The organism is Mesorhizobium sp. WSM4976 (assembly GCF_029625685.1).
Taxonomy (GTDB): Bacteria; Pseudomonadota; Alphaproteobacteria; order Rhizobiales; family Rhizobiaceae; genus Mesorhizobium.
Map to the genome: position 1 here is coordinate 187,842 of NZ_JARTVT010000002.1, position 18,970 is coordinate 206,811.

Genomic DNA, 18,970 nt, shown 5'->3' on the forward strand with positions numbered 1-18,970 from the left:
GCGGGCGCGCCGTCGGGCGAGGCGCCCGCCTGCGGAATCAAGGGTACAGCAAGATCCGGTCGTCGCATCCTTCGCTGAGATGAGTGGACAGTCCGAGCTTGCCCAGCAGCCCGAGGAACGGCCGCGGCGGCAGCTCTTCCACGTTGGCCATCCTGCCCACATCCCATCGCCCGGTAGCCACCAAGATTGCAGCGGCGGCGGCCGGCACTCCAGCCGTATAGGAGATCCCCTGGCTGCCGACCTCTTCGCAGGCCTCCTCGTGATCGGCGACGTTGTAGATGAAGATCTCGCGCTCGCGTCCATCCGTCACGCCTTTGGCGAGGATGCCGATGCAGGTCTTGCCCGTGTAGCCGTCAGCCAGTGACGACGGGTCCGGAAGCACTGCCTTGACCACCTTGAGCGGGACGACATCCAAACCCTCGGCAGTGGTGACGGGCTGCTCGGACAGGAGGCCCAGGTTCTTCAGGACGTTGAAGACGTTGATGTAGTGGTCGCCGAAACCCATCCAGAAGCGGACGTTCGGGATGCCGAGAATCTGCGAAAGGGAATGCACCTCGTCATGCCCCGTCAGGTATGCCTTCTGCCGCCCGACAACCGGAAGCTCCCATTCCTGCCCTACCTCGAACATTCGGTTGGAAATCCACATTCCGTCCTGCCACGACCAGACCTGCCCGGTGAACTCCCGAAAGTTGATCTCCGGGTCGAAGTTCGTGGCGAAGTACCTGCCGTGGCTTCCCGCGTTGATGTCGATGATGTCGAGCGAGTCGATCCGGTCGAAGTAGTCATCCTTGGCCAGCCGGGCGTAGGCGTTCACGACGCCTGGATCGAAACCTGCACCGAGGATGACTGTCACGTTGGCTGCGATGCATTCCTCGCGGCGCTTCCACTCGTAGTTGGCGTACCAGGGCGGGGCCTCGCACACCTTCGCGGGATCTTCGTGGATCGCGGTGTCGATGTAGGCGGCGCCTGTAGCGATGCAGGCCGAGAGTACGGACATATTCACGAATGCCGAACTGACATTGATGACAATCTGCGCGCCTGTCCGTTGGATCAGGTCTTCGGTGGCTGCGATATCGAGCGCGTCCAACTGGTGGGCCTCAAGCCGCCCCTCAGTGTTCAGCGCATTCCTCTCGCGGATCGACGCAACGATCGCCTCGCACTTTTCGAGGGTCCGGGAGGCGATGTGGATGTCGCCGAGGATGTCGTTGTTCTGCGCGCATTTGTGCGCGACGACCTTCGCGACGCCTCCAGCGCCGATGATCAGGACGTGCTTCTTCATTTCGGGGAGGTTTCTCCTTCCTGGCTGGGTGGGAATCTCAAGAGAGGCTGGATTCGTAGTCGGCGTAGCTGAACTCGCGGACCGTGCGGACGGAGCCGTCGAGTTCGCGCACGGCGATGGCGGGCATGGCCACGCCGTTGAACCAGTTTTTCTTAACCATCGTGTAGCCGGCCGCGTCCTGGATCGAGATGCAGTCGCCGACTTCGAGCGGGGCCTGGAAGCGGAAGCTGCCGAAGATGTCGCCGGCCAGGCAGGACTTGCCGCAGACCATGTAGTCGAAAGAGCCGATGTCGGGCGCGATCTTCGCTTCCTGCCTGTAGATCAGGAGATCCAGCATGTGCGCTTCGACCGAGGCGTCGACGATCGCCAGCTTCCGCCCGTTGTCGAGCGTGTCGAGGACCGTCACCTCGAGCGTCGTGCAGTCCGTGATCGCCGCCTCGCCGGGTTCCAGATAGACCTGCGCGCCGAATTTTTCGGAGAACCGCCTCAGGCGTTCGGACAGAGCGTCGATGGGATAGCTGTCGGCCGTGAAGTGGATGCCGCCTCCCAGGCTGATCCAGTCGGCGTAGCGGAGAAGCTCGCCGTACTTTTCCTCGATCCGGTCAAGCATGCCTGAGAACAGCGCGAAGTCGCCGTTCTCGCAGTTGTTGTGGATCATGAAGCCGTTGATCCGGTCGAGGACGGACTCGATCCTGCCTGGGTCAGTCTCGCCGAGACGGCTGAACGGCCGCGCCGGATCGGCGAGGTCGAAGTGCGAGGCGCTGATGCCCGGGTTGAGGCGCAGCCCACAGGCAAGGCCGCCTGCGCGCGCCCCAAAACGATCCAGCTGGCCGATCGAATTGAAGATGATCTTGTCGGCAAGCCCGGCCGCTTCGTCGATTTCGTGATCTGCCCAGGCGACGCTGTAGGCGTGGGTCTCCCCGCCGAACCGGGTGCTTCCCAGCCTGACCTCGTTGAGGGAGGACGACGTCGTGCCGTCCATATAGGGACGCATGAAGTCGAACACGCTCCAGGCCGCAAAGCACTTCAGCGCCAGCAGCGCCTTGGCTCCGGACTTCTCGCGCAGGTGTTCGATCCGCTCGAGATTGCGGAGCAGCTTCGACTTGTCGATCAGGTAGTGCGGGGTCTTCATCATGCTTTGCCATCGCCTTTCCGGCTAGCCGCCGTCCGCAGCGGATCGATCACGGCGAGGCCAAGCGCGCGCCGCTTCATGGAGCGCGCCGCCAGCGACACGTTGACAGAAACCTTAGTCGCGTAGGAATCGGCGAACGAACGGCCCCTTCCGTCGGCAATTCCCTGCCGCATTGCGGGCGAGCGCTCGGCGAACCTGTCGGGAGGGGGACGGAAGCGGCCGTCGGCGACCGTTCCGATCCATTCGCAGACATGGTCCTCGGGCTCCCGCAGCCGGGCGAGCAATTCGAGGTACTCTTCCTGGAGCGCGGGCGTGTCTTCGCGTCGGCTTGCGCGTGACAGGCGGTGTAGATCGCAGGCGAGCAGGTATGCGTCGCGCCGTGGCTTCCGCCAATAGACCCGCCTGCCGTCTGCCACATCCAAATACTCGTCGGCAGCAGCGATCGGGATGGCCTCCGCTGCACGCGGGACGAACTGCATCAGCGGGTCTGCTTCGGCATCACCTTCGTCGGGTCGACAGCCACGCGGACGGAACTCCAGAAGCTTCAGCAGGGATGCCGAAACCTGCCAGCTTCCAGCCGCCACGGCGGCCGCGTCGGACAGCGTCAGCGCGCCGGTCGTGTGCAATGCGTGGGCTATCGCCAGCCTTATGCAGGTCTGCACGCCCTGCGTCCGCTCAGCAGTGGCCGTCGAAAGGGACTGTCGAGACCAAGACCCCGTGACACCTTTGATGAACGCGACTTCGCATCCGAGCGCATCCGCCATGTCCAGGTCGGACATCCGTCCAGCCGGCCAAGTTGACGGCCGATCCATCGCGATCACGGTCATCGCCAAGCTCCCCTTGCTGCTGCATGGTTCCGAGGCGTTGCCAAGGTCGACTGCCCGGAGATCGATGGACACCCGACATCTTTCGGCTCGCCGAGATGCTGCAGGACCTCTTCGGACGAGGTCGCGCCTCTGACTCTCTTCAAGACCTGCGGATGTGAAAGGTGTCGGCAGAAGCGCGCCAGCGCGTTCAGGAAGTCCGAGGAGCCGTCCCGGGGCCAGATTATCGCCAGCACGACATCCACCGACTGCTCGTCCGGCGTGTGGTAAGGTATCGGATGTTCGAGGACCGCAAGGACCGCGGCCGGCTCCCGCAGTCCCCCCAACATCGCGTGAGGCATGCCGATTCCTTGCCCGATGCAGGTCGCCCCCACCTTCTCCCGGTCCAGCAGCGCCGCCAGCACGGAAACGAAGGATTGTCCGCTCCGTGAAGCGAGTTCGCGGGCCAAGACCTCCAGAAGCGGACGCTTCGCCTGCGCGGATGCGCGCATCAGGATGTCCCGCGGATTCAGGAGACCGAGAATTTCCATGAAAGACTCCCCGCCACGGCCGAACGCCGCAGGCGACCGCCCGCGAGCGCGGGCGCGAAAATCGAATGAGGTTGCTTGAGCCTGGCGGACCCGGACGCTGAGCCAGGGGGTCAGATCGCGTCCGGGTTAGTTGCCCGCTTTCAGCAGGCGCGCGCCGTCGAGGCGCACGAAGGCTGGCATTTTCAGCATGGGGCGAACCTACCTGTTGTCGCCGGGGATTCAAGTCCTGAAACGGGCACGTACCGGACTGCGACCGCGCGGCTGCGTGTCGCCAGTTGCGACCGGAGGGGCGCTGAACCCGAAACGAGGGACGCGATCAGCTCGCGGAGGCCGGGTTCCTCGACCGAGACCGCCGCCTCGGCCGGAGGCATCCAGCGACGCAGTACCTTTACGTCGTTCGGCCAGCTGGCCAGGCTGCCCCGGACATGAAGCCCATGGACCGTCACCTCGACGGCCTTGCGGCTGCCGCATGGCTGAAGCCTCAGTGCCACGTATCGGCCGAGCGGCTCGGAACCGACCCTTCCCGTGATGCCAGCCTCCTGGAACGCCACGTGGTCGGCCGGCTGGAGCCCTGTTCTCGTGCCGGAACAGCGGGCGGCCGGAACGCGCCAGCTTCCGCCCCTCCGCGGCCGAAGGAGCATGACTTCAAGGTTCCCGTCGCAGTTCATGCGCCACGGGAGCGCCGCGTGTTCCTTTAGCACGTCCCCGGGAGCTGCAATGATGCCGTTGGACTGCATCATGGCCGCGCCCCCGTCTCCGACGACATGGCGAACGAAAGCGCAGGCCTCCGGAACGGGCCCGGGGAGCGAGCAGGCGGAGTCAGGCACCAGGGGCATCGGCTGGCGGAAAGGGGGAGATGGCGGTTGCAGGGACGGCAGGCCAGCCGTGAACGGGGAGTTCTCATCGTACGCTCCATCGATGCGGCGCTCGGCGCCGCAGGAGTAGACCGCAGGTTTCGTAGAGATTTCCCGGAGCAGGATCAGGTGCGGAAATCAGGGTGAGGAAGCCTGCTCCGGGGGCGGACGCGTCCGTTCCCGGCAAGCCTCGAAACCTTGATGAAAGTCTCCATGCACATTTTGCCAATATAGCCGTTCAACACCCTCTTTGCGAGGCGACCTTATGTCGCCCGTCCGGCGGCGCTTCGCAGCAAACACGGTTTGACATCGCCCGAGGCCTGGCCAAGATGCGACCGTGATTACTTTTTCCAAAATGCGGCTTCCTTTCCGGAAGCGTCCGAAAAACGGCATCTAGCCCTGGCTCGTGCAGCCTCGGGCGGCGGGCCAGGGACATTCCTTTCACACCGTGGATCAACCGCGCCGCGAACTGCCATGCAGCCGTGCGCGGCGCCGTCAGGAAGGAAGCCGTCATGGCGAAACGGAAGGGCAACAAGGAAGCCCGCAAGCCCAAGCAGCAGAAGGAAAAGAAGACCGAAATCGGTTCCGTGTCGGAACTGATGGCGCGAGCTTCGATGCCGGGCAAACGGCGATAACGCAAGGCCTGCACGCGGCTGCCAACTCCGCGTGCAGGCCTTTTTGAAGAGTCAGAGAATCGCGAACGCGATGAGCATCAGCCCAAGAGTGCCGCACGCGATGATGACCTTGGTGGTCGTGTCCAACTGACAAGCTCCATATAAGCGCAATGACTGCGGGGAATAGGCACGGCTACTTGTCCCGGAAGAGACCTTCCACCGCCCGCGGGATGTCGTTGCGTGAGAGGCCAATGTCCCTAAGTTGCCTGTCGTCCAGGGCCTGAAGCTGGTCCATCGCCTTGCGCCTCTGCCAGCGTCCCAGCCCGCGTAGGAGCATCGTTGCGATAGCCGACCGGGGACGACGATTGTTGTGATCAGACATGTCAGTCTCCGAAAATGGCCGGGCTTTGAGCCGCGGTCGGCGGCCTACCCGAAAGCTGTAAGTCAGGCGCGCGGAAACTCCGCCATCGAGCGGACGCGACGCACGCTGCCTGCGTTGATCCGGCTACCCCGGAGACCGCCGGATAGCTGGTCCCCGGGGTCAATGCCGGATCAGCAACGCTCCTGACCGGGAGTGAAGCGGGCGGCTCATGAGAAGGCCCGCCAGAAGAAGAGGACGCTCATCGAGGCCCCGACGGCGATGACGATCGTCCGCACCAGGGAGGCAGGCAGCGCCTTGGCGACGGGTGCGCCCGCATATCCGCCGACAGTGGCAGCGACCATCATGAGGATAGCCTGAGGCCACGCAACTATCCCGGCCGCCGCGAAGGTCGCCACTGAAATCCCGGACAGCACGAAGGACAGCGCGTTCTTGAGACCGTTCATCGCGTTGAGGTCGCGCATGCCCCACAGCGAGAACAGCGCCAGCAGCACGATGCCGAGACCACCGTTGAAATAGCCGCCGTAGACGGAGACGAGCAGCGTTCCCAGGGCGCCCTCCGGCTTGCCGACGCTTCGGCGGCACGCCCATGTCTGGATGCGAGGACCGAAGGCGAAGGCAAGGGTGGCCGCCGCGAGAAGGAAGGGGACGACGACGGAGAAGGCCTCGTTGGAAAAGACGAGTAGCAGCAGCGAGCCGCCGAGACCTCCGATGGCGGTGAAGGCGACGATCTTCACGAGCCGCATCCTGTCGAAGGCGGCAATCTCCTGGCGGAAGCCCAGCGCCCCTCCGAGATATCCGGGAAACACGGCGACAGCGCTGGTGGCGTTCGCGGCGACCGGCGGCACGCCCGTGTAGACGAGCGCCGGGAAGGTCAGGAACGTGCCGCCCCCTGCCACCGTGTTCAGCATTCCGGCGAAGAACGCCGCCGCGGCGAGGATCGTATGGTCGAACATCATTACTCCTGCACCGCGGCGCTGGCTCAGGCCGCGGAAGGGCCGGGATCGTCGAAGCCGTCATGGGATACCGGAACGAGACGAGGCTCGTCGTAGAATGCCCCTCTGATCATCCGCAAGTTGGGCTTCCTCGACGTCGGGGCTAACGTCCGCTCCGACGCTTCCTTCTCCCGCCTTGCCGCCTCTGGCTGGTAGAGCACCTGATGGAGCAGGATCCGCTCTTCCTTGCCGTCGGCATTGGCGACCGTGAACTCCTGGCCCTCGGAGAGACCGAGAAGCGCAAGCCCGCGCGCTGTCGTGATCGGGAGAAACATGCCGATGGGAGACGTCATCCGGTCGTGCGAAATGATGCGGCTGTCCGGCTCGCGGCCGTTGACGCTGAACGTCACACGGCTGCTGAGCGTGGCCACGTTTACCGGAATGTCGTCCCGGAACATCACGGTCGCGGACTCGATCTTTCGCTTGAGGATCGGCGCAAGAGGATCGTCGCGGCCCAGGCATCGGTCGCGCATGACCTCCAGTATCGTGAAGTCCTTGGTCGTCAGGAAGCAGGTCTCTCTCGTCATAGCAGTTCTCCATCGCTCTGCTGGGAGCGGTTACGTTTTGGCGCATTGGAGAATCCCCTGGCCGCGTGGCGCGGCTCAGGGGCAGCTATCCTGCGATGAGGCAGCCTCCGAAGAGCGAGAGGCGGCACGGCGGCCGGATTTCAGTCATGACGCGGTCCGCAGCTCCGGCGAGGCGCTTGCCAAAGGCGCAGCGGACATCGGAGGCTGGACGGTTTCCACCGTCAGGCGGTGAACGCGACCGTCACGCGCAGTCCAGTCGATCGACTGTCCGGCGGACAGGCCGATAAGCGCGACGCCGATCGGGGTCAGGACCGAGACCTTGCCTTCTGCGATGTCGGCCTCGCCCGGGAACACCAGCGTGACGTTCCTGTCCTCGCCGAGATCGCTGGTGAAGCGCAGGGACGATCGCATGCGAACCACGTCCGGCGCGAGCCGTCCGTCCTCTACCACCTTGGCGCGGTCGAGCTCCGCGAGCAGTTCCTCCGCCACGGCGGGGTTGCGGTCGGCAAAGGATTCGGCGAGCCGCCACAGGCGCTCGCTGTCGGTGCGCGTCACGGCGATCGCCGGCTTGCGGTTCTTCTTGGTCGGTTGAGCCATCACCGGGCCCTCTCATGTAAGCGACACGCGCACGCACCCACGGCGTGACGCTTGTCTTCGGTGATCTGGAATTGTCTGCCGCTTTTAGTGAAGGCAGCTCCGGCAAACCGGAAATCAGCCTATGCCCCGCGGCCGGGGCGCGACGCGACCTGGCCGGGGGTCAGATGCCCGCGATGGGGCACACCCTGTAAAACGTCAGAAGGTGGCGGTCGTTCATGCACATGCCACAGACGTGGGCCTTTGCGGGAGGAAAGTCAAGCTGACGATCCAGTCCGCGGCGACTTGCCATAACGCGGCAGGCCGACGACGCATTTTCAGGATCAAAGCGCCTCCGATCCCCTATGCTTCCTCGGGGTATCGGCTGTCCCGACGATGGACGCACACGACAGCCGTAGGTCTGCGACGCACTTCGTTCTGCGTCACCGAGCCAGCCTGCTGCAACGAAACTGACGAATGAAAGGAGACTGCCATGCATCCAGGAGACGAGGACAATCCCGGCTACGCTTCCCCGCCGTGCTTCATGCACGAACTTGACCCCGCTTTCTCTGCAGAACAGACGGACGCCAGGCCGCCGTCGATGTCGCGCGCTGGCGGAAAGCCCAGAGAACAAGACTGCTGGCGGAACGCCTGGCCCTCCCGGCCGATGTCCGGGCGCAGGCTGCTCAAAGGATCGCCAGCCGGCTCGATGCGGAGATCGGAACCGTCGAGGGCAGCGTCGTGGGAATCTACTGGCCGTTCCGCGGCGAGCCGGACCTTCGCGAATGGGCTTCGAGCGTGACGGCACGCGGGGGACAACTTGCTCTTCCTGTCGTTCTGGAGAAGGGGAAACCGCTGGAATTCCGGACTTGGTCACACGGCGAGAAGCTGGAGAAGGGCGTCTGGAACATCCTGGTGCCGACTGGCGGGGTTGCGACCCTTCCAGACATCGTCGTGGCTCCGGTGGTGGGCTATGACGAGGCCGGGTTCAGGCTCGGCTACGGCGGCGGGTTCTACGACCGGACGCTCGCCGCGAAGCCGAGCAGACCGCTGACGTTCGGTGTCGGATACGCGCTTGCAAAACTGCCGACCATCTATCCGCAATGGCACGACATCCCGCTCGACAGGATGATCATCGACGGGTCGTAACCCAGCCACCTAGGCGCTTGGTCCGCGCCTCAACGAGCGTCCGCCTTCGCGATCTGCAACAAGTAGGAATCCAAGTCCGTTGGACATGGAACCAGCGAAGGAGACACCCGATGGCAGCCAAGCGCGAACTGATCGAAGCGACACCCGGCGACAAGCGATATGTCCGCCGCGACGACGAAGCCCGTTTCAAGGAAGTCGAGGATGTCGGCGAAGCCTCGCCCAGGACCAGAAGCGGAAGGCGAAGAACGACACGAAACCCGGGCAGGGAGATCGAGGCCAGAGCGCCAGAACCTCACGATGCGGATGCATATGCGCCGCTTCACCCGCTTGACCAATGGCTTCTCAAAGAAGGTAGAAGCCCACGCCAACGCGGTGGCCCTGCACTTCATGTATTACAACTTCGTGCGCATCCATAAGACGCTCCGGGTTACGCCGGCCATGGCCGCTGGCGTGACTGACAAGCTCTGGGAGATCGCGGACATCGTTGCGCTGATCGAAGCCAAAGAGGCCGAAAAGCCGGCGGTTCGTGGCCCATACAAAAAGCGTCAGAATCTCGCAAACTAACTACATTTCTAACATTGACGGCTGCAAAGACCGGTATTGTATAGGGGCTTCCGAACATCAGAGGCCCAATGTGTTTTACGTATATCAAAACTGGACTAGGAACCGCGGACGTATCCATCGAGCAGAATGCGGACATTGCAAAAACGGCTTAGGTCAGCACGCCACCGATTCGGGGCGCAATGGACGATGGCTCCCGCCTTTCAAAACGCGGGAAGAAGGGTTTAAGGCTGCGAAGGCGCTAGAACTTACAGATATGAAGCCATGCGCTGTCTGTGATCCCTAAATTTTCAAACATGGGGTAATCGCGGAGCGAGTCGCCCCTGAAGCCGGAAGCGGTCACATATTGAAGAGCGGGTGGTTGTTCCCCGATAGGATGGAAGTACGGGCTCACGACTGGACGCCGGGCCCAAGCATCGAACGGAGAACAACCATGAGCGAATATATCGGTCTTGACGTGTCGTTGAAAGAGACGGCGATTTCTGTGCGGCGTGGCGGCAAAAGGATCTGGCGCGGCAAATGTCCGTCTGATCCGAGCTTGGTCGCGGACGTTCTCCGCAAGCGGGCGCCAGCGGCCAAGCGGGTGGTGTTCGAGACCGGACCCTTGTCGGTGTGGTTCTATCATGCCTTGAGCGCCGAAGGACTTCCGGCGATCTGCATCGACGCCCGGCATGCCAAGGCCGCGCTGGACATGGCGCCGAACAAAACGGACGCAAACGATGCCGACGGCTTGGCGCATCTGGCCGAGGTCGGCTTCTACCGCGAGGTGCGGGTGAAGGGCTATGACAGCATGCTGAGCCGCACGTTGGTGGCCGCGCGGAGCCGGCTGGTCAAGATCACGACCGAGCTCTCCAACCAGATCCGCGGGCTCATGAAGACGTTCGGGCTTATCATTCCGCGAAGCAAGGGCGGCAAGTTCGAAGCCGACGTCCGGCGCCTGCTGGCCGGTCAGGAAGAGCTTGCCCGGATTGTCCTGCCCCTTCTCGAGGCCTGGCTCAGCATACGCGCCCGCGCTGCTGAACTTGGACAGCAACTCGTCGCCAACGCCCGGCACAATGACGCATGCCAGCTGTTGATGTCGATCCCCGGCGTCGGCACCATCACTGCGACTTCATTCATCGGCGCCATCGAGGATCCATCGAACTTCAAGACATCGCGCGCCGTCGGCGCGTGGCTGGGTTTGACAACCCGACGCTATCAATCCGGCGAAGTCGATTATGATGGTCATATCTCGCGGCGTGGGGATCCTCATCTGAGAGGGCTTCTCTATGAGGCCGCAGTCGTGATCCTGACGCGCAGCCGGGCTGACAGCAGCCTGCGCACATGGGGGCTGAAGCTGCGTGAGAAGATCGGCTTCAAGCGGGCAGCTGTCGCTGTCGCCCGCAAGCTCGCTGTCATCATGCATGCGATGCTAAAATCCGGTGAGTTGTTCAACCGGGAAGAAGCCATCGTGGCCTGACCAAAAGGAAGTTCGAATGCGCCTACCCGAGGCGTAACGAGACGTCCCTGCCAGGACGTGGGCCGAGCCATTCCGCTGTGTCAGTTGCATCGTTGGCATCACAACGCTCGCGATTGCGTTTCAAACCTTGGAAGGCTCCATCCCGCGAAGCCCATCATGCGGCGGCTTCATGTCGACCGCGAAGACGACCGTGCTCCCGGCAAACGACATCTCAATACAAATTTGCGCTTGCATTTCGGTCCGCGATTAGACGACTGACCCACTACCCAATAGCGGGGGCGTTTGACACCCGCGCTGCCGCATTTTGCGTCGCCTTCATGCTGGGAATGATCCCCCACCATCAGGGCGCGATCGACATGGCCAGGGTCCAGCTTCAGTACGGGGCCGGAGACCAAGTCCTTCGCCGAGCATGTCATCGCCGAACAGGAAGCCGAGATCCGTCAGATGCGGCAATGGCTGGAGCGGCGCGGCGTGCGCTGATTGCCGACATCCGGATCGGGATGGCGCATGCCCTGCATTATGGGTTCATGCATGGTCGCCATAGTTGCCTCGTATGATGCTGGGGTGGCAGGCCCTCCGGACTGGTCGGTTGCGGCAGGCATGGCGGCGTGCCCGGCGTGTTCGCCGGAGGCGGTCGGCGCGCCGATGCCGCCCGGAGCAACAGGCCCGTGCGGGCTGTCCGGGGTTGTAGGAATGCGTTGCCCGTTCGGCGGTGTGCCGAGGCGCGCCTTCAGGGCCATAGAAGGCGCGGTGAAGACCCCAATAGCTGCCGACGAACAGGACGAGCGCGATGGCCAGCCCGGCGGGGACGCTTTTCAGCGACTGCTTCAGCTTCGGCTGAGACGCTGCCAAACCAACGGACGAAGTTAGAGAAAACCGACCCAATGGCTCTCGGCGACAATCGAGATTGGCAACCCCTCGTCGCGGAACATAGCTAGTTCGTTAATCTTCGAGCCCGGTGGACCGTCTTTTAAGCAGCGATGGTTACGCCATTTTGACTATTGGTTTGGAGCGGGGCTGTGGGACAACTGGCGCGGACATGTCGCCGTATCGCATCTCTATATAGTCCCTACACGCAAAAGTTGCATAACATATGTTATGGAACTCGTGTCTACGCAGCCTCCGGCGCCAGCCAGGGCCTGCAGATCCTCAGGCGAGATTCCTTGCCTTGCTCATAAGCTCGCGCGATCGCCGTGATGGTTTCGAGATCGACGAGACGCGGTACGGCGTCCGTTGCCTTGCCGCGAATAACCTCTCCCTTGTCATCAAGAAACCGCAGCGCGCCTTGGCGGCAGGCATCGTCGGAAAGCGTAAGATATTCGAATTCGTTGAGGCCGTTGCCATATGTGGCGTTCGACCCCAACTGTCCGGAGCCGCATCGGCGAAAACGCCGGCCAATGCGTCGCGCATGTTGCCGGGCTGTCCCGAAGTATGAAATGGGCCGGCCTCAAGAGGGAAATCGGGCTGTATGGCGAAGGCGCGCGGGTTTTCGATCCATTCGGCGCCATAGGCGAAGGTCGAGAATTGCCGCGGGCCGGCATGGGTGAAACGCAGTTGGCCACCGATGTTCGGCCTTCGCCAAGCGCGACGTGGGCGACGAAATCGGCCATCAGAAAGAAGCCCCGTCGGGGTCAACAACGTCCCCCCGATCCTGCTGTTCCTCCGTCTGAGCCTTCTGCCTTCTCAGCCTTGCTGCGAAGGATCGGCCCCGGCGCGGTCCCTGCTCCACGGCCAGCGCCAACCCCAGATCGTCCTTGCGGACATCGATCAAGTCAGCGAGACGCTCCAGAAGGCCCAGCACGACGAGAACGTTCGCGAGCGTTCCGATGGCAACGCCAGGATCACCCCGTTCAAGACGGGCGATCGAACTCGGCGAGGTTCCTGCACGCACGGCGAGATCAGCCACCGCGATGCCACGCCGCAGACGCGCGTTGCGGATATCGTGGCCCAGTCGTTCCAGTGCTGGTTTCGTCTTGGGAGAACTCATCTCAATCATCCATATTTGACAGAATATGACCAACAACTAGTCATATATGACTAATTGATACCCTTAGTCAAGAATTCTGAACCCCGTGAGCGTCCCGATTCGAGATCTGAGGCAAAGGAGGAAAAAAGCCCTCCCCTGCGTCCGAGCCTTACGTCTCGGGGGCTCCCCTGAACGCCCAAAGTGAGAGAGCGGACTGGATCTCGGTGACGGGAAGGTAGGCGCGTACGCCCGAAAAATGAAAGTGGGAAAGCCCTCCCCCGCGGCTGAGCCCAATCGATTTCAGCCGTCCTGTGGGGAGATCCCGCCCCTTAGAGTGAGAGTGCGGACCGGGGTTGCCATGACGGGTCGAGGGCTGGAAGAGAGGCTTCCGGCGCCCGTCGCGGAGATCCGCGATGTCCAGAAGAACCGCACCCGCTCGCGCCGGCCAGGACCGGGCGAGCCTCTATGACGAAATCACCGACAAGATCGTCGCCGAGCTGGAGGCTGGCCGCGTGCCGTGGGTCCAGCCGTGGGGGACGGCGGCGGCGAAGGCGCCGCTCGCCATGCCGCGCAACGCCGCTACCGGCCGCCATTATTCGGGGATCAATGTCCTAATCCTGTGGGGCGCCGTCGTCGAACACGGTTTCCTCGGTCAGAGCTGGCTCACCTTCCGCCAGGCGCTCGCGCTCGGCGGCAACGTCCGCAAGGGCGAACGCGGTACGACCGTCATCTACGCCGACCGCTTCGTGCCGGATGACGAGAGGCGCCGGGCTCGTGAGACAGGAGACGAGGCCCAGGCGATCCCGTTCCTGAAGCGCTTCACGGTGTTCAATGCCGCACAGTGCGAAAACCTGCCCGACGACATCGCCATCGTCGCGCCGCCATCGCCGGCGTGCCTGATCGAGCCCAAGGTCGAAGCGCTGATCCGCGCTACCGGCATCGACTTCCGCATTGGCGGCAGCCGGGCCTTCTATGTCCCGGCGCTCGACTACGTGCAGGTCCCGCCGCCCCATGCCTACTTCGAGCCGATCAACTGGCACCGCACGGCGCTGCACGAGCTTGGCCACGCCACGGGCCATCGGTCGCGCCTTGGGCGGGATATGGCCGGCAGCTTCGGCTCCAAGAAGTATGCGTTCGAGGAACTGGTGGCCGAGATGAACGCCGCCTTCTGCTGTGCCTCGCTTGGCATAGTGCCGACAGTGCGACATGCCGACTATATCGGTTCTTGGCTGGAGGTGCTCCGCGAAGACAATCGCGCAATCGTCCGGGCGGCGTCACAGGCGAGCAAGGCGGCTGATTGGCTGCTTGGATTCGTCCCGCTGGAGGGCGAGCGGGAGGCCGCGTGATGGCCCGCCAGGACGCATCCGACCTCGCGCATCGTCTCGGCCGGCAGGCCGAGGCGGTGTGCCGGCATTATCTCTCCAGCGGCCGCCGCAAGGGCGGCTACTGGGTGGTGGGCGACGTGCGCAACACGCCGGGCCGCTCGATGTATGTCCGGCTCGAGGACACGCCAACAGGTCCAGCCGGCAAATGGACCGACGCCGCCACCGGCGAGCATGGCGATCTCCTCGACGTGATCCGCGAAAGCTGCAGCCTGATCGACTTCAAGGACGTCACTGGGGAAGCCCGCACCTTCCTTAGCATGCCGCCACCGGAGCCGAGGCCTCATAAACCACAGCAGCAGGGCTTGGCGCCGCAGGGCTCGCTCGAAGCGGCCCGCCGACTGGTTCGCATTTCGCAGCCGATCTTCGGCACCCTCGTACAGGCGTATTTGCGGGGGCGCGGCATTACGGATCTACGCGAAACCGGTAGCCTGCATTTCCATCCGCGCTGCTATTATCGTCCTGACGAGCATTCGCCGACCGAGACCTGGCCGGCGATGATTGCCGCCGTTACCGATCTCCAGGGCAGGATCACTGGGGCGCATCGCACTTGGCTCGATCCCCGCCGGCACGACAAGGCGCCTATCGACACGCCCAGGCGGGCAATGGGTGTTCTTCTCGGCAACGCCGTGCGCTTCGGAACCGCAGGCGGTGTGATGGCAGCCGGCGAAGGCATCGAGACGGTCCTCTCGCTTCGGCAGGTCCTTCCCGGCATGCCGATGATGGCGGCGTTATCCGCCGCCCATCTCGCCGCCATCCTGTTCCCCGACCCGCTGCGGCGTCTCTACATCGTGCGCGACAACGATCCGGCTGGTGACAGCGCGCGCGACGGCTTGACCGAAAGGGCGAACGCGGCCGGGATCGAGGCGATCGCCATCTCGCCGAGCTTAAGCGACTTCAACGAGGATCTGCGCAGCCTCGGCCTGGACGCACTGCGCGTGCAAGCCCGGCTGCAGGTCGCGCCGCAGGACGCCGCACGCTTCATGGGTTTGGCGGCATAGCCGGCAGGAGAACAGGCCAGCGGGGTGTCCCCTGTGCTCGGCGGGATGGGCCTATCCATCGGAGGGGGCCGCGCTTCGGCCTTCGAGAGGGCGATCGGCCCACAAGCCGGCCAGCCGGGCAATGGCGGCGGCCGACCATTTTCCGGCGCGGCCTAAGGGCCGCTTTCCATCGCGAGGCAAAATAGCCGGCCTTAGCCATCGAGCCCTGCGCTTGCGCTGCGGGTGCCCGACCGTCCGGCCCGTGGGCTTCGTCGCCATGAAGGCCGCGACGGTCGCGGTCCAACCGACGGAGCATCCCATGCGCGATCACGACGACTACGACGCTACCCCTGAATCCTCACCCGCCGACCATGTCCTCAATGAACTCCAGCTCCACGGCTACCGACCCTTCGCCGATGAACCCGACCAGCGGCTGCTGCCAGACGGCAACCGGGTCGCGGGCGCCGTCGCCGACATCTTCGACGCCCCGCCAGAGCGGACGGTCCGTCACGGGCTTCCAGAACGAGGTAGCCGAGCTCCTTCAATGGTTCAACCGTGGAGGTGCGCACATCGAAGTCATCCTCCACCACGAGGATAGTTTCGCCCGTGGCGGCTTCCGGCACAGGCAGAAGCTCTTGGGCATCGTCAATCGCTGCCTCCGAGAGGAGCCGCGGAAGGTATATTTTGGCGGTCGTGCCCTCCCCGACCTCGGAGTAGAGCTTGACGTGCCCTTTCGACTGCTTGACGAACCCGAAGACCTGGCTGAGTCCGAGCCCGGTCCCTCGTCCCTGCGCCTTTACCGATCGGATGCCCTTGAATGTCAGAAAAAGATGCCTTATTTTCTGACGCATGAAAACGATAACCGCCTCTGTTCCCGACCGTGTCATGAAGCGCGTCCGTGCCAGCGGCCGCGGTAGCGTCTTCACGCCCAGCGACTTCCTCACCGTTGCCGCTCGCCCGTCTGTCGATCAGGCCCTTTCCCGCCTGGTGAAGGGCGGACAGCTCCGCCGGCTTGCGCGCGGGCTCTACGACTTTCCCAAGCTGCACCCGAAGCTCGGGGCACTGTCGCCTGCGCCGGACGATGTCGCCCATGCTCTTGCGCGGGAGACCGGCTCCCAGGTGCAGATCGCCGGCGCGCGGGCAGCGAACGCGCTCGGCCTTTCGGCGCAGGTCCCGGCCCAAAGCATTTATCTGACCGATGGCCCCTCACGGCGCGTCGTGCTGGGAAAGCGCGTCGTGGATCTTCGCCATGCTTCGCCCAAGCATCTAATCGCGCCGGGCAGCCCCGCCGGAACGGTGGTTCAGGCGCTTCGCCACGTCGGCCCCGTTCGGGCGGCTGACGTTGCGCAGATCGCAGCGCGCCAGCTTTTGGCCAACGACAAGAAGACGCTAGCCTCAACCGCCCTTCAAGCGCCTGCCTGGATGCGGCCCACGCTCGTTTCGATTGCCAACGCAGCGGTGGCCGATATCGATGGATGATGTCGCACGTCTCCCCGCCGACGAACGCGCAGCTCTCTTCGGGGAGACCGGCGCCGGCCGGGGCGTCGCCGACACGATCATCGAAAAGGACTTTTGGGTCTGCTGGAGCCTAAAACGCCTGTTCGGTCTCCCAAAGGGCACCACGGCCACCCTCGTCTTCAAGGGCGGCACGTCGTTGTCCAAGGCGTTCAATGCCATCCGCCGGTTCTCCGAGGACATCGACCTATCGTTCGATCGAGCCGAACTCGGATATACCGGCGAGCGCGATCCCGAAAGGGAAGGGATCAGCCGGAAGCACGCGGCCCGGCTTATCGACGACCTGGTCAGCGACGTCGAGCGACACATCGCCGAAAAACTTCTCCCGGCGCTCCGCGCCGCGATCGTCGACCAACTCGGCGAGCCGACCAACGGCGAGTGGTCGCTGGAGATAGACGATGGCGACGCCCAAACGGTCAACTTCCACTATCCGACCACACTACCTGCCGCCACATACGAGGGCATGGCCTACATCACCCCGCGAGTGAAATTCGAACTCGGCGCGCGCGGCGATCCCTGGCCGACCGAAGAGAAGGTCATCCGTCCCTACGCAGCCGACGACTATCCGGACTTCTTCGCCGATCCCGACACCAGCGTGACCGTGCTCTCAGCGCGGCGTACCTTCTGGGAAAAGGCGACCGCGCTCCATGCGGAGGCTCATCGCCCTGCGGAGTCGCCGACGCCGCAGTATTTCTCTCGGCACTACTACGACCTCGCCATGCTCCTCGACACGGATGAGGGCCGAGCCGCCGTTGCCGACGTCGATTTGTTGGCTCAGGTCGCGCATCACAAAGCCACCTTCTTCCGTTCGAGATGGGCGAGCTACGATACGGCTCGGCCAGGCACGCTCCGGCTGACGCCGGACGACGCGCGCGTCAAAGACCTAAAAGCAGATTATCGGGCGATGGCGCCGATGATGTTTGACCAAACACCGCCATCGTTCGACGACATCCTTGCGAGAATTGCCGCGCTTGAAGAAACGATCAACAGCTAACTTAAGGCTGTCCGCTTTGGGGAGGAAGATCTATCAATTCGGTTCGATCCATTGACCTGCGTCTAATTGACGACCTCGTCGACTTCGTCCGGGGCCCAGGCTTCGTGCTGGATTTTTCCGACACCAGTTTCGCGGACCTCTTCGCCTCCGAACTCAAGGTGAACATCGACGATCCGATCTCATCCTGAACGAGCTGGCCGAGACCCGCGCCGATCTTCTCGCATCTCTCTTTCCGGGCGTCCCCGTCACGCGCTTCGACGCCGCCCAGATCGACGATCATCTCGATCACGCCACCATCCCCAGCGTCGTCATCATGAACCCGCCGTTCTCCGTCATGACGAACGTCTCCGGTCGCGTCGCCGACGCCGCCTATCGCCACATCGCCTCGGCGCTGGCGTGGCTTGCGCCGGGCGGTCGGCTGGTGACGATCACCGGCGCGAATTTCTCGCCCAAGCTGCCGGCCTGGCTGGACAGCTTCCTCCGGCTGCAAGAGCGCGGCCACGTCGTGTTCACCGCGGCGATCGCGGGGTCGGTCTATGCCAAACACGGAACGACCATCGATACGCGCCTGACCGTCATCGACAAGGCACCGGCGAAACCGGTAGCCTGCATTTCCATCCGCGCTGCTATTATCGTCCTGACGAGCATTCGCCGACCGAGACCTGGCCGGCGATGATTGCCGCCGTTACCGATCTCCAGGGCAGGATCACTGGGGCGCATCGCACTTGGCTCGATCCCCGCCGGCACGACAAGGCGCCTATCGACACGCCCAGGCGGGCAATGGGTGTTCTTCTCGGCAACGCCGTGCGCTTCGGAACCGCAGGCGGTGTGATGGCAGCCGGCGAAGGCATCGAGACGGTCCTCTCGCTTCGGCAGGTCCTTCCCGGCATGCCGATGATGGCGGCGTTATCCGCCGCCCATCTCGCCGCCATCCTGTTCCCCGACCCGCTGCGGCGTCTCTACATCGTGCGCGACAACGATCCGGCTGGTGACAGCGCGCGCGACGGCTTGACCGAAAGGGCGAACGCGGCCGGGATCGAGGCGATCGCCATCTCGCCGAGCTTAAGCGACTTCAACGAGGATCTGCGCAGCCTCGGCCTGGACGCACTGCGCGTGCAAGCCCGGCTGCAGGTCGCGCCGCAGGACGCCGCACGCTTCATGGGTTTGGCGGCATAGCCGGCAGGAGAACAGGCCAGCGGGGTGTCCCCTGTGCTCGGCGGGATGGGCCTATCCATCGGAGGGGGCCGCGCTTCGGCC

Annotated in this window: 18 protein-coding genes and 5 pseudogenes; 12 read left to right on the plus strand and 11 right to left on the minus strand. The window is 63.9% G+C overall.

What is annotated here, in order from left to right; genetic code table 11:
• Positions 1–37 precede the first annotated feature (37 nt).
• Genes P9272_RS03240 through P9272_RS03255 form a run of 4 tightly spaced genes read right to left on the minus strand, consistent with a single transcriptional unit; the run spans position 38 to position 3,765 of the window.
• Positions 38–1,279, minus strand: a complete 1,242-nt coding sequence (locus P9272_RS03240) for a saccharopine dehydrogenase family protein (protein ID WP_278158952.1) — start codon at positions 1,277–1,279, stop codon at positions 38–40.
• Positions 1,280–1,316: 37 nt separating this feature from the next.
• Positions 1,317–2,414, minus strand: coding sequence for a carboxynorspermidine decarboxylase (locus P9272_RS03245; protein WP_278158954.1), 1,098 nt, complete (start codon positions 2,412–2,414; stop codon positions 1,317–1,319).
• Positions 2,411–3,238 (minus strand): hypothetical protein, encoded by an 828-nt coding sequence (locus P9272_RS03250; RefSeq protein WP_278158956.1) that lies wholly within the window; start codon positions 3,236–3,238, stop codon positions 2,411–2,413. Before P9272_RS03250 ends, P9272_RS03245 begins: the two co-directional genes overlap by 4 nt.
• Positions 3,235–3,765 carry a PTS sugar transporter subunit IIA gene (locus P9272_RS03255; protein ID WP_278158958.1) on the minus strand — a complete coding sequence of 177 codons (531 nt, stop codon included), beginning with the start codon at positions 3,763–3,765 and terminating at the stop codon, positions 3,235–3,237. The genes P9272_RS03250 and P9272_RS03255 overlap by 4 nt, the downstream gene beginning before the upstream one ends.
• Positions 3,766–5,131: 1,366 nt before the next feature.
• Here P9272_RS03255 and P9272_RS03260 point away from each other — a divergent pair.
• Positions 5,132–5,254, plus strand: coding sequence for a hypothetical protein (locus tag P9272_RS03260; RefSeq protein ID WP_278158959.1), 123 nt, complete (start codon positions 5,132–5,134; stop codon positions 5,252–5,254).
• Between the two features lie 172 nt (positions 5,255–5,426).
• Here P9272_RS03260 and P9272_RS03265 read toward each other — a convergent pair whose 3' ends face one another.
• From P9272_RS03265 to rnk, 4 genes are all read right to left on the minus strand, one after another.
• On the minus strand, positions 5,427–5,615 hold the full coding sequence (locus tag P9272_RS03265; protein WP_347404027.1) for a DUF1127 domain-containing protein: 189 nt from the start codon (positions 5,613–5,615) through the stop codon (positions 5,427–5,429).
• Between the two features lie 206 nt (positions 5,616–5,821).
• Positions 5,822–6,568, minus strand: coding sequence for a sulfite exporter TauE/SafE family protein (locus tag P9272_RS03270; protein ID WP_278158961.1), 747 nt, complete (start codon positions 6,566–6,568; stop codon positions 5,822–5,824).
• A gap of 26 nt (positions 6,569–6,594) precedes the next feature.
• The gene (locus P9272_RS03275; RefSeq protein WP_278158963.1) at positions 6,595–7,134 is read right to left on the minus strand and encodes a nucleoside-diphosphate kinase; all 540 of its coding nucleotides are present in this window, start codon (positions 7,132–7,134) and stop codon (positions 6,595–6,597) included.
• Positions 7,135–7,278: 144 nt separating this feature from the next.
• Positions 7,279–7,731, minus strand: coding sequence for a nucleoside diphosphate kinase regulator (gene rnk / locus P9272_RS03280; RefSeq protein WP_278158965.1), 453 nt, complete (start codon positions 7,729–7,731; stop codon positions 7,279–7,281).
• A 627-nt stretch (positions 7,732–8,358) separates the two neighbouring features.
• Between rnk and P9272_RS03285 the strand changes: the two genes are divergently transcribed.
• From P9272_RS03285 to P9272_RS03305, 5 genes and pseudogenes are all read left to right on the plus strand, one after another.
• Positions 8,359–8,856 carry a 5-formyltetrahydrofolate cyclo-ligase gene (locus P9272_RS03285; RefSeq protein WP_347404030.1) on the plus strand — a complete coding sequence of 166 codons (498 nt, stop codon included), beginning with the start codon at positions 8,359–8,361 and terminating at the stop codon, positions 8,854–8,856.
• A gap of 110 nt (positions 8,857–8,966) precedes the next feature.
• Positions 8,967–9,187, plus strand: a pseudogene (locus P9272_RS03290) (hypothetical protein).
• A pseudogene (locus P9272_RS03295) lies at positions 9,136–9,420 on the plus strand (IS1 family transposase); the annotation flags it as partial. The pseudogenes P9272_RS03290 and P9272_RS03295, both read left to right, overlap by 52 nt.
• A gap of 430 nt (positions 9,421–9,850) precedes the next feature.
• Complete coding sequence (locus tag P9272_RS03300) at positions 9,851–10,876, plus strand: IS110 family transposase (RefSeq protein WP_278158967.1); 1,026 nt, start codon at positions 9,851–9,853, stop codon at positions 10,874–10,876.
• Positions 10,877–11,184: 308 nt separating this feature from the next.
• Positions 11,185–11,356 (plus strand): annotated as a pseudogene (locus P9272_RS03305) (DUF305 domain-containing protein); the annotation flags it as partial.
• A gap of 631 nt (positions 11,357–11,987) precedes the next feature.
• Here P9272_RS03305 and P9272_RS03310 read toward each other — a convergent pair.
• Together P9272_RS03310 and P9272_RS03315 are read right to left on the minus strand one after the other, a co-directional pair.
• On the minus strand, positions 11,988–12,239 hold the full coding sequence (locus P9272_RS03310; RefSeq protein ID WP_278158969.1) for a hypothetical protein: 252 nt from the start codon (positions 12,237–12,239) through the stop codon (positions 11,988–11,990).
• A gap of 246 nt (positions 12,240–12,485) precedes the next feature.
• Complete coding sequence (locus P9272_RS03315) at positions 12,486–12,863, minus strand: helix-turn-helix transcriptional regulator (RefSeq protein WP_278158971.1); 378 nt, start codon at positions 12,861–12,863, stop codon at positions 12,486–12,488.
• 392 nt (positions 12,864–13,255) lie between these two features.
• Between P9272_RS03315 and P9272_RS03320 the strand changes: the two genes are divergently transcribed.
• Together P9272_RS03320 and P9272_RS03325 are read left to right on the plus strand one after the other, a co-directional pair.
• Complete coding sequence (locus P9272_RS03320) at positions 13,256–14,188, plus strand: zincin-like metallopeptidase domain-containing protein (RefSeq protein WP_278158973.1); 933 nt, start codon at positions 13,256–13,258, stop codon at positions 14,186–14,188.
• Positions 14,188–15,225 carry a toprim domain-containing protein gene (locus tag P9272_RS03325; protein ID WP_278158976.1) on the plus strand — a complete coding sequence of 346 codons (1,038 nt, stop codon included), beginning with the start codon at positions 14,188–14,190 and terminating at the stop codon, positions 15,223–15,225. Before P9272_RS03320 ends, P9272_RS03325 begins: the two co-directional genes overlap by 1 nt.
• A gap of 337 nt (positions 15,226–15,562) precedes the next feature.
• On the opposite strand, the gene P9272_RS03330 is transcribed toward P9272_RS03325, so the two are convergent.
• Positions 15,563–15,715: a hypothetical protein gene (locus P9272_RS03330; protein WP_278159240.1), complete on the minus strand. Its 153-nt coding sequence runs from the start codon at positions 15,713–15,715 to the stop codon at positions 15,563–15,565.
• Positions 15,716–16,089: 374 nt separating this feature from the next.
• On the opposite strand from P9272_RS03330, the gene P9272_RS03340 reads away from it, so the two are divergent.
• The 4 genes and pseudogenes from P9272_RS03340 to P9272_RS03355 all read left to right on the plus strand — a co-directional run.
• The gene (locus P9272_RS03340; protein WP_278158978.1) at positions 16,090–16,683 is read left to right on the plus strand and encodes a DUF6088 family protein; all 594 of its coding nucleotides are present in this window, start codon (positions 16,090–16,092) and stop codon (positions 16,681–16,683) included.
• The gene (locus P9272_RS03345) at positions 16,676–17,713 is read left to right on the plus strand and encodes a nucleotidyl transferase AbiEii/AbiGii toxin family protein (protein ID WP_278158980.1); all 1,038 of its coding nucleotides are present in this window, start codon (positions 16,676–16,678) and stop codon (positions 17,711–17,713) included. Before P9272_RS03340 ends, P9272_RS03345 begins: the two co-directional genes overlap by 8 nt.
• A gap of 178 nt (positions 17,714–17,891) precedes the next feature.
• Positions 17,892–18,308: pseudogene (locus P9272_RS03350) on the plus strand (hypothetical protein); the annotation flags it as partial.
• Between the two features lie 2 nt (positions 18,309–18,310).
• Positions 18,311–18,889: pseudogene (locus P9272_RS03355) on the plus strand (toprim domain-containing protein); the annotation flags it as partial.
• Positions 18,890–18,970 lie beyond the last annotated feature (81 nt).

What these genes read in the sequence shown, in the direction of transcription:
- P9272_RS03240 (WP_278158952.1), bottom strand. Translation starts at nt 1,279, where the DNA reads ATGAAGAAGCACGTCCTGATCATCGGCGCTGGAGGCGTCGCGAAGGTC.
- P9272_RS03245 (WP_278158954.1), bottom strand. Translation starts at nt 2,414, where the DNA reads ATGATGAAGACCCCGCACTACCTGATCGACAAGTCGAAGCTGCTCCGC.
- P9272_RS03250 (WP_278158956.1), bottom strand. Translation starts at nt 3,238, where the DNA reads ATGACCGTGATCGCGATGGATCGGCCGTCAACTTGGCCGGCTGGACGG.
- P9272_RS03255 (WP_278158958.1), bottom strand. Translation starts at nt 3,765, where the DNA reads ATGGAAATTCTCGGTCTCCTGAATCCGCGGGACATCCTGATGCGCGCA.
- P9272_RS03260 (WP_278158959.1), top strand. Translation starts at nt 5,132, where the DNA reads ATGGCGAAACGGAAGGGCAACAAGGAAGCCCGCAAGCCCAAGCAGCAG.
- P9272_RS03265 (WP_347404027.1), bottom strand. Translation starts at nt 5,615, where the DNA reads ATGTCTGATCACAACAATCGTCGTCCCCGGTCGGCTATCGCAACGATG.
- P9272_RS03270 (WP_278158961.1), bottom strand. Translation starts at nt 6,568, where the DNA reads ATGTTCGACCATACGATCCTCGCCGCGGCGGCGTTCTTCGCCGGAATG.
- P9272_RS03275 (WP_278158963.1), bottom strand. Translation starts at nt 7,134, where the DNA reads ATGACGAGAGAGACCTGCTTCCTGACGACCAAGGACTTCACGATACTG.
- rnk (WP_278158965.1), bottom strand. Translation starts at nt 7,731, where the DNA reads ATGGCTCAACCGACCAAGAAGAACCGCAAGCCGGCGATCGCCGTGACG.
- P9272_RS03300 (WP_278158967.1), top strand. Translation starts at nt 9,851, where the DNA reads ATGAGCGAATATATCGGTCTTGACGTGTCGTTGAAAGAGACGGCGATT.
- P9272_RS03315 (WP_278158971.1), bottom strand. Translation starts at nt 12,863, where the DNA reads ATGAGTTCTCCCAAGACGAAACCAGCACTGGAACGACTGGGCCACGAT.
- P9272_RS03320 (WP_278158973.1), top strand. Translation starts at nt 13,256, where the DNA reads ATGTCCAGAAGAACCGCACCCGCTCGCGCCGGCCAGGACCGGGCGAGC.
- P9272_RS03325 (WP_278158976.1), top strand. Translation starts at nt 14,188, where the DNA reads ATGGCCCGCCAGGACGCATCCGACCTCGCGCATCGTCTCGGCCGGCAG.
- P9272_RS03340 (WP_278158978.1), top strand. Translation starts at nt 16,090, where the DNA reads ATGAAGCGCGTCCGTGCCAGCGGCCGCGGTAGCGTCTTCACGCCCAGC.
- P9272_RS03345 (WP_278158980.1), top strand. Translation starts at nt 16,676, where the DNA reads ATGGATGATGTCGCACGTCTCCCCGCCGACGAACGCGCAGCTCTCTTC.